Below are 8,998 nucleotides of genomic sequence, written 5' to 3'. Positions count from 1 at the left end.
GCTGATCATCGAGACCCGTTGACGGTGCTTTCGTCGCGATGTACTTACTTACACGTAAGTCAGTGCTGCGCCGGCGAGAGAGCGCGGCCATCGAGGGAGGCGGGCAGGGGATGCGGGACGAACGCTTCACGCAATTCGAGCTTCGGCCGTTCACCGGCGCGCTGGGGGCGGAGATCATCGGCGTCGACCTGCGGATGACGCCCGAGGAAACCTTCGCGGAGGTGCTGCGCGCCCTGCACGAGTACCATGTGCTGGCGGTGCGCGATCAGGACCTCGTTCCCGCCACGCTGCAGCAGGTGGCCCGCCGCTTCGGGCCGTTCAGCGGCAACCCCGTGCACACCCCGATGGACGGGTTCGAGGATATCGTCCGCTTCGTGCGCGAGCCCGACGACACCGGAAAGGTGATCGGCGAGGATTGGCACATGGACCTGGCCTGGCTGGCGAAGCCGCCCGGGGTGACCATGCTGTATGGCGAGGAGGTGCCGCCGGTCGGCGGCGACACCTGCTTCACCAGCCTGGAGAAGGCCTACCAGTCGCTGTCGCCGCGGCTGGTCGCGATCCTCGAAGGCCTGACCGGCATCCACAGCGGGCGCGGCGTGTTCGCGATCAACGCGATGCAGAAGCGGCTCGGCGTCACCGCGGATGTCGCGGCGATCGAGAACGCGGCGGTCGAGCACCCGGTGATCTGTGCCCATCCGGTGACCGGGCGGCGCTACGTCTTCGTCAGCAGCGTCCTGACCCATTTCAAGGGCATGACGGAGGAGGAGAGCAGGCCGCTGATCGACTTCCTGATGGCCAGGGCGACGCGGCCGGAGTTTCACTGCCGCCTGCGCTGGGCGCCACGGACGCTCGGCATGTGGAACAACCCCTTCGTGCTGCACACCGCGATCAACGACTATCCGGGCTATCGCCGGGTGATGTATCGCACCACCGTCGAAGGCCGCGAGCCGCTCGCTGCGGCGGCCTGAAGGCCCCCATCGAACACCGCCGCCGTCCAGGGCCAGGGCAGGCGGCGTCCCCGACCAAGAACGGCCCGGGAGGCGGAATGCAAGCACGCAGGAAGGGTCTGCGACAGGGGCTGGCGGGGGCGCTGCCATTGGTCGCGCCCGTGCACGTCCTGGTGCTGGGCGTCATCGTCATTCCCTCGGTCTTCGTGCTCTGGCTCAGCTTCCAGGCCTCCAGCTTCGGCCAGGCGGCGAGCTTCGTCGGCTTCGACAACTATCTCCGCGTGCTCGGCGACGGCTATTTCTGGCGGTCGCTGCTGAACACCGTCGCCGTGGTGGCGGTCGCCGTGCATCTCGAGCTGCTGCTCGGCCTGGGCATCGCCCTCCTGTTCGCCAGCGGCCTGCCGGCGCGGCGCCTGCTGCTCGTGATCGTGCTGGCGCCCTATGCGATCAGCGAGGTGACGGCGGCGGCGATGTGGCGTTTCCTGTTCGACCCCGATGTCGGCCCGGTGACCAACGCGCTGCTGGATCTCGGGCTGCCGACGCTGGACTGGACCTTCGTGCCGTCGCACGGGCTGGTCCTGGTCGGGCTGCTGACCATCTGGCTGCACCTGCCCTTCACCTTCGTGATCCTCTACGCCGCCCGGCTGGCGATCCCGAAGGACCTGTACGAGGCCGGGCGCGCGGACGGCGCCTCGCCGCTGCAGCTGTTCCGCACCATCACCCTGCCGCTGCTGGCGCCGGCGATCCTGATCGCCATGCTGTTCCGCTACATCTTCGCCTTCCGGCTGTTCTCCGAGATCTGGCTGCTGACCCAGGGCGGGCCGGCCCGGACGACGGAGGTGGTGGCCGTCTATCTCTATCTCGAGGCATTCCGCTACAACTCCTTCGGCACCGCCGCTGCCACCGCCTGGATCATGGTCGTAGTCTCGCTGCTGCTGGCCACCGCCTATATCCTGCGGCTGCGCAAGGGGATGGCGGTCGATGCGCGCTGACCGCCTCCTGGTCAAGGCCGGCAAGGCCGTTGCCGTCGCCGCAGTGGTCGCCTGGTCGATCTTGCCCATCGCCTTCATCGTGCTGTCGTCGTTCAAGCCGGGCCGCGACATCTTCGCGGTGCCGCCCAAGCTGCTGTTCGAGCCGACGCTGCTGCATTACCAGCATCTCTGGCAGCGCTGGGGCAGCTTCTTCGACGGACTGGTCAACAGCCTGATCGTCACTGCCGGCTCCGCCGTCCTGGCCGTCGCCGTCAGCTCGCTCGCCGGCTATGCCTATTCGCGGCACCGCGGCCGGTTTCTCGCCGGCTCGGTCTACCTGTTGATCGGTGTGCGCCTGATCCCGCCGATCGTGGTCACCCTGCCGCTGTTCCCGATCGTCAACCTGCTCGGGCTGAACGACACCCATCTGGTCCTGATCCTGCTGTACACGACCTTCTTCGTGTCGCTGGGCACGATCCTGATGCGCACCTTCATCGATCAGGTGCCGCGTGAGCTGGACGAGGCGGCGATCATCGACGGGGCGAGCCGGCTCACCGTGCTGCGCCGGATCGTCCTGCCGCTCGCCGCGCCGGGCATGCTGGCGGTCGCGGTCTTCGTCGTCGTGTTCGCCTGGAACGAGTTCCTGTTCGCCTTCATCTTCACCGCGACCCGCGCCAAGACCGCGCCCTTCGTGCTGTCGGAGATGATCAGCTCGGTCGACGGCGTCGACTGGGGCGTGCTGTTCGCCGCGGCCACGATCCAGCTGCTGCCGGTGCTGCTGTTCGTGATCGCCATGAACCGGTTCCTGGTCGCCGGCCTCACCGCCGGCGCCACCAAGGGATGAACAAGACAGGGAGGAAGACCATGCAGCTGACAAGGCGAAGCCTGCTCGCCGGCACCGTGGCCGGCGCCGCGACCATGGCGCTGGGACGGGCCGCCTTGGCCCAGGCCAAGACGCTGAACGTGCTGTCGCATCTGGTGCATCAGAACGTGCTGACCAAGGGCGCCGCCGGCGACGTCATCGCCCCCTGGCGCCAGGCGGTGGGGGCGGAGATCGCCTGGACCACCCTCGACAGCAATCCGCTGCAGGACCGGCTGTTCCGGGAGGCGAGCCTGGGCCAGACCGGCTTCAATGTCGGCTACCTCATCGACAACCGGATGACGCCGCAGATCGCCGGGCTGTTCGAGCCGCTCGACGGCTATCAGGCGTCCGACCCGATCGAGGACATCGACGACATCGCCCCCGGCCTGCGCCGCGCCGTGACCGTCGACGGCAAGCTGGCCGGCATTCCGGTGCGGCACGCCACCCAGGCCCTGTTCTACAACGAGGCGCTGCTGGAGGAGGCCGGCTTCAGCGCCCCGCCCGCGACGCTGGAGGAGCTGGTCGAGCAGGCCAAGAAGCTGACCTTCACCTCCGCCGCCGGAAACCGGGTGGTCGGGATGATCCTGGCCAGCGACCTCGCCGTGTTCCCGGTGATGTTCGCCCGCGCCTTCGGCGGCGACTTCATCAGCACCGACCGCAAGCTCCTGCCCGACCCGGCGGCGATGGAGAAGGGGCTGGCGGTGCTGGCCGATCTGTTCCAGGCGGGCGCGCTGCCGCGCAGCTACGCCAACACCCGCAACGACGACATGGTGACCTGGCTGCAGCAGGGCCGCGCCGCCTTCGGCGTGCTGCCCTTCGCCCGCTTCGCCCAGCTCAACAACCCGGAGCAGTCCTCGGTCCCGGGCAAGATCAAGGCGGTGGCGTTCCCCGGCTCGGCGACGCTGCCCGCCGCCACCGGCATGGCGGCGGTGGTCGAATCCTGGGCGATGGCGATCCCGGCGAACTCGACCGACAAGGCGCTGTCCTGGAGCTTCATCAAGGCGGTCTCCAGCAAGGCGGTGACGCTCGGGGCGGCGCGCAACGGCAACGGCCCGGTCCGCGTCTCGACCTATGCCGACCCGGAGTTCGCCGCGGCGCAGCCGCTGGCCAAGATCGAATCGGCGGCCCTGGCCAAGGCCCGCCCGGCTTTCCCGGCCTTCCCGGAGGCGGTGCGCGCCCAGGCGACCTTCCTCGAGGAGGTCCAGCTGGCAGTCCTCGGCCGCAAATCGCCTCTGGAGGCGGTGGCGGCGATCCAGGAACGCGTCGCCCCGCTGCTGCCGGCCTGATCGCGGCGGAGACCCTGGCGGTTGGTCTTGATCTCCGTTTCCTCCGGGATCTGGCCCTCTTCCGGCTGCCGGTGGCGGCGACATGGGGCCGGACAGATGCCTCATCCCTCCCGGTCAGCGATCCGCCCGGCCCCATGCGGGGCCTGGCAGCCGTGTTGCGGCGCAGCCACCCTTCCCCGAGACAAGCGTAGGTGACGGGGCCGGCCTCGACACAGGCGGCCATCCGGACATGCCGGCTACGGCGTTGGAGGGAGCCCGGTTTCGAGCGCGGGATCGAGGCGCCGGCCTCGGCGGAATGGTCACAGGACCGGACAGGCTGCCCCCTTGGAGGTCAGGGCGACCTGTCCGGTCCCGTGTAGGGAACTGAGGGCCTGTTGGCGGGGGATGCCGGCTCACCTCATTCCTGGGAAAAGCTTAGGCCCGCGGCCGTCCTCGGCATAGTTCACCTTCCGGCGGCAACCGGCTGGTCGGGAGATCGGCACCAGCCCACCGACGGACGGTATGCCTACTCCTTCTTCGCGCTTGCGGAGAAGAACAGACGCAAACGAAGAAGGCGGAGAACCGGGACCGGTCTCTCCGCCTTGCAAACCCTTGTCCCGTCGCGGAAATCCGCAGGAACGCTCGGGAAATTCGATGGTAGCTGGGGAGGGATTTGAACCCCCGACCAAGGGATTATGATTCCCCTGCTCTACCACTGAGCTACCCAGCCATCGGGGCCGAGCGTATACGCGCCCGCCGCCGCCCCTGTCAAGCCGCCCGGGACAGTGTCGCAGCACGCCGCCTCCGCTTGCGGCAGCGGCCGTGCTTCCGGTACCTAGAGGCATGACCGCGATGCCCCTTCCCATCCGCCGGTTGGCTGCCGCCTTCGTGCTGAGCGCCATCGTCGCCGCGCCGTCTTTCGCCCAGGACGCCGCGCCCCCCGCTTCACCAACGGCTGCTCCGCCGCTGGCGGCCCCGGCGCCGCTGCCGGACGACCTCCGGATCGCGCCGCAGGCCCAGAGCTTCACCCTCGGCAACGGGCTGCAATTCATCGTCATCCCGGCCGGCACCGCCCCGGTGGTGACGCAGATGGTGTGGTACCGCGTCGGTGCCGCCGACGAGGCGCCGGGCCAGTCCGGCATCGCCCATTTCCTGGAACACCTGATGTTCCACGGCACCAATTCGCATCCGCAGGGGTACTCGCAGGAGCTGGCGGCGATCGGCGGGGTCGAGAACGCCTTCACCACCGCCGACTACACCGCCTATTACCAGTCCGTGGCCAAGCAGAACCTGCCGCTGGTGATGCGTTACGAGGCCGACCGGATGCAGAACCTCGTGCTCGAGGAGAAGCGGGTCAACGCCGAGCGCGACGTGGTGCTGGAGGAGCGGCGGATGCGGATCGAGAACGAGCCGTCGTCGCGCCTCGGCGAGGCGATGAACGCCATGCTGTACCTCAACCACCCCTACCGCGCGCCGGTGATCGGCTGGCCGTCGGAGATCGAGGCGCTGCGGCGCGAGACCGCGCTGGCCTTCTACGACCGCTTCTACACGCCGAACAACGCCACGGTGGTGATCGCCGGCGATGTCGACCCCGCCGCGGTGAAGGCGCAGGCGGAGGAGATCTACGGGCCGGTCAAGCGCCGGGCCGAGCCGCCGCCGCGCGTGCGGCCGCAGGAGCCGGCGCCGCCGGCGCCGCGGCGGCTGGAGCTGACCGACGCCCGCGCCGGCCAGCCCTATCTGCGCCGCAACTACCTGGCGCCGTCGGAGGTCACCGCGGCGCCGGGCGAGGCCGCGGCGCTGCAGGTGCTGGCGGCGGTGCTGTCGGGCGAGACCGGCCGCCTCTATCGCGCTTTGGTGACCGAGCAAAGCAAGGCGGCCATGGCCGGCGCCGGCTACGACCCGGACGCGCTCGACTACAGCCCCTTCGCCGTCTACGCCGTGCCGCGCGGCGACGTGGCCCTGCCGGATCTCGAGGCGGCGATGGATTCCGTGCTCGCCGGCGTGCGCGACGAGGCGGTGCCGGAGGAGGAGCTGGCGCGGGCCAAGCGCCGCCTGCTGGCCGGCGCCATCTACGGCCAGGCCGATCCCGGGGCGCTGGCCCGGGTTTTCGGCGAAGCGGCGGCGCTGGGGCGCAGCGTCGCCGACGTGCAGGGCTGGCCTGGCCGCATCGCCGCGGTCAAGGCCGCGGATGTGCAGCAGGCGGCGCGGACCTACCTGCAGCCGCCGCGCTCCGTCACCGGGCTTCTGACCCGGCCGGCGAATGCGACCCAGGCCAAGCAGCCCTGACCGCGCGAGGACCATGCCGATGAACGCGATGCTTTCCCCGCTGCGCGCCGCCCTGACCGGCCTGCTGCTCGCCGCCGCCACGCTGCCCGCCGCCGCCACCACGATCGACCGCGTGGTCAGCCCCGGCGGCATCGAGGCTTGGCTGGTCGAGGACCACACCGTGCCGGCCGTCACCATGTCCTTCTCCTTCGACGGCGGCGCCGCCCAGGACCCGGACGGCAAGGCCGGCCTGGTCTCGCTGCTCAGCGAGATGCTGACCGAAGGGGCGGGGCCCTACGACGCCCCCGGCTTCAAGACCGCCCTGGCCGACCGCTCGATCCAGCTCGGCTTCTCCACCTCGCAGGACTACAGCAGCGGCCGGCTGAAGACGCTGACCACCGAGCGCGAGGCCGCCTTCGAGCTGCTGCGCCTGGCGCTGGCCGAGCCGCGGCTGGCGCAGGGCGATTTCGACCGGATCAAGGCCGGCCGCATGGCCGAGCTGAACTTCCAGGAGAACGACCCCGGCACCATCGCCGACGACCGCTGGTCCGCCGCCGCCTTCCCCGGCCATCCCTATGGCCGGCCGTCGATCGGCACCAAGGACAGCGTCGCCGCGATCGGCACGGCCGACCTGCAGGATCTGCGCCGCCGCCTGTTCGCCCGCGACGGGCTGCGCCTGGCCGTGGTCGGCGACATCGACGCCGCCACGCTCGGGCCGGCACTGGACCGCGTCTTCGGCGGCCTGCCGGCCCAGGGCGACCGCATGCCGGTGCCGGAGATCGAGATCGCCGCCAAGGGCACCGAAACGGTGCCGATGGCGGTGTCGCAGGCATCGATCCAGCTCGGCGTCCCGGCGCCGCGGCGCGACGACCCGGACTATTTCCCGGCGACCGTGATGAACCACATCCTCGGCGGCTCGACCTTCACCTCGCGGCTCTACCGCGCCGTGCGCGAGCAGCGCGGCCTGGCCTATTCGGTCGACAGCGATACCATCCAGCTCAAGCACGCCGGGCTGCTGCTGATCACCGCCGGCACCCGGGTGGACAAGGCGGGAGAGAGCCTGTCGGTGATCCGGGACGAGATCGCGCGGCTGGCGAAGGACGGCCCGACCGAGCAGGAGGTGGCGGAGGCGAAGAGCTACCTGATCGGCAGCTACCCGCTGGGCTTTGCCTCGCATGACAGCCTGGCGTCCTATGTGCTGTCGCTGCAGCTCGCCGGCCGCGGCCGGGACTTCATCGACAAGTATCCCGGCCTGATCGAGGCGGTGACGCCGGCCCGGGTCAAGGCGGTGGCCGCCCGGGTGCTGCAGGTCAAGGATCCGACCGCGGTGGTGGCGGGAACGCCGGCCAGCTAGGCCGGCTGGGCCTTCCGAGTCCGGGCCGGCAAGGTCATCGCAGCGACGCCGATCACCACCAGCACCAGGCCGGACAGCGCGGTCGGCGCCGGGGTCTCGCCGAGCAGGAAGACGCCGATCGCCACGCCCACGGGCACCCGCAGATAGGCCTGCGCCATGGTGGCGACCGAGCCGAGCGAGGCGATCAGCCGGAAGTAGAGCACGAAGGCCAGGGCGGTCGAGACCACGGCCAGCCCGGCCAGCGCGCCGAGCGAGGCGGCGGAGGGCGCCAGCGTCCAGGGCCGGTCCAGCAGGAGGCTGAGCGGGATCAGCATGGCGGCGCCGGACAGCATCGACCCGGCAGCCGGCACCATCGGGTCCAGCCCCTTGAAGTTGCGGCCGAAGATGGCGGCGATGCCGTAGCACACCGTGGCGGCGACGATCGCCAGCTGCGGCAGCAGCTCCTGCCCGGCGCCGGACAGCGCGTCGAGGCCGATCACCAGGGTGATGCCGGCAACCCCGGCGGCGATGCCGAACAGCTTGCGCCCGGTCACCGCCTCGTGCCGGGTCACCGCCCAGGTGAACAGGAAGGTGAAGATCGGCGAGGTCGAGTTCAGGATCGCCGCCAGCCCGGCATCGACCCGAGTCTCGGCCCAGGCGATCAGCACGAAGGGGATGGTGCTGTTGACCAGCGCCTGCACCGCGAACAGCCGCCAGGTCCGGGCGTCGGTCGGCATGCGGACGCCGCGCAGCCGCAGCACCAGCAGCAGGATGGCGCCGGCGATCACGGTCCGGGCCGCGATCAGCGTCACCGGCGGGATGGTGGCGACGCCGAGCTTGATGAAGCTGTAGGAAGCGCCCCAGAGGGTGGCGAGCAGCACCAGCAGCAGGTAGTCGGTGACCGGCGGGCGCTCGGCGGCTGATACGGACATGGGGGGCCTCCTCGATGGGTGGCCCGACCATGCCCTGCGCGTGGGCACCTGTCGCGCGCGGACGCTGCGGTTTCCGTCGAAGTGTCGGGGCTCTGCGGCCCTCAGTCGTCGAGGAGCGCTGCCAGCTTCATGCCGACGGTCAGCGAGCCGTTGGCTTTGATCTTGCCGGTCATGTAGGCCATGGTCGGGCTCAGGGACCCGTCGATCATCCGCTGCAGCGTCTCCGCCTTCATGGTCAGGGTCACGTCGGCCGGGGCGTCGCCGATTGACACGGCCGGCGCCGGGCCGGTGCCGTCCAGCACGATGAACCCGTCGGCGCCGAGGTTGAACTTGACGCGGGCGTCGAGCGCGGGGCCACCGGCAGCGCGGCCGCGCACGGCTTCGGCGAGGGCGTCGAGCGACATGGGCAAAGTGTCCTTTCTG

General features: G+C 70.5%; 8 protein-coding genes and 1 tRNA gene. 6 read left to right on the top strand and 3 right to left on the bottom strand.

Annotated elements, in window-relative coordinates:
- The first annotated feature begins 110 nt into the window (after nucleotides 1-110).
- From AAHM41_RS19405 to AAHM41_RS19390, 4 genes are all read left to right on the top strand, one after another.
- Entirely contained in the window at nucleotides 111-968 is an 858-nt protein-coding gene (locus tag AAHM41_RS19405) for a TauD/TfdA dioxygenase family protein (protein ID WP_342238219.1), read from the top strand.
- A gap of 77 nt (nucleotides 969-1,045) precedes the next feature.
- On the top strand, nucleotides 1,046-1,939 hold the full coding sequence (locus AAHM41_RS19400) for a carbohydrate ABC transporter permease (RefSeq protein WP_342238218.1): 894 nt from the start codon (nucleotides 1,046-1,048) through the stop codon (nucleotides 1,937-1,939).
- Nucleotides 1,929-2,762 (top strand): carbohydrate ABC transporter permease, encoded by an 834-nt coding sequence (locus tag AAHM41_RS19395; protein ID WP_342238217.1) that lies wholly within the window; start codon nucleotides 1,929-1,931, stop codon nucleotides 2,760-2,762. Before AAHM41_RS19400 ends, AAHM41_RS19395 begins: the two co-directional genes overlap by 11 nt.
- A 20-nt stretch (nucleotides 2,763-2,782) precedes the next feature.
- Nucleotides 2,783-4,066 carry an ABC transporter substrate-binding protein gene (locus tag AAHM41_RS19390; RefSeq protein WP_342238216.1) on the top strand — a complete coding sequence of 428 codons (1,284 nt, stop codon included), beginning with the start codon at nucleotides 2,783-2,785 and terminating at the stop codon, nucleotides 4,064-4,066.
- Nucleotides 4,067-4,700: 634 nt separating this feature from the next.
- Here AAHM41_RS19390 and AAHM41_RS19385 read toward each other — a convergent pair.
- Nucleotides 4,701-4,775, bottom strand: a tRNA-Met gene (locus AAHM41_RS19385).
- Between the two features lie 122 nt (nucleotides 4,776-4,897).
- Here AAHM41_RS19385 and AAHM41_RS19380 point away from each other — a divergent pair.
- Both AAHM41_RS19380 and AAHM41_RS19375 read left to right on the top strand, forming a co-directional pair.
- Nucleotides 4,898-6,331: a M16 family metallopeptidase gene (locus AAHM41_RS19380; RefSeq protein ID WP_342238215.1), complete on the top strand. Its 1,434-nt coding sequence runs from the start codon at nucleotides 4,898-4,900 to the stop codon at nucleotides 6,329-6,331.
- 19 nt (nucleotides 6,332-6,350) lie between these two features.
- A complete protein-coding gene (locus AAHM41_RS19375) occupies nucleotides 6,351-7,664 on the top strand; it encodes a M16 family metallopeptidase (protein ID WP_342238214.1) in 1,314 nt (437 codons plus the stop codon).
- On the opposite strand, the gene AAHM41_RS19370 is transcribed toward AAHM41_RS19375, so the two are convergent.
- Complete coding sequence (locus tag AAHM41_RS19370) at nucleotides 7,661-8,575, bottom strand: DMT family transporter (RefSeq protein WP_342238213.1); 915 nt, start codon at nucleotides 8,573-8,575, stop codon at nucleotides 7,661-7,663. The two genes, AAHM41_RS19375 and AAHM41_RS19370, sit on opposite strands and share 4 nt — an antisense overlap.
- Nucleotides 8,576-8,676: 101 nt before the next feature.
- On the bottom strand, nucleotides 8,677-8,979 hold the full coding sequence (locus AAHM41_RS19365) for an SCP2 sterol-binding domain-containing protein (RefSeq protein ID WP_342238212.1): 303 nt from the start codon (nucleotides 8,977-8,979) through the stop codon (nucleotides 8,677-8,679).
- Nucleotides 8,980-8,998 lie beyond the last annotated feature (19 nt).

This window comes from Inquilinus sp. OTU3971 (genome assembly GCF_038440215.1).
This window is presented reverse-complemented; position numbering and strand designations above follow the sequence as displayed.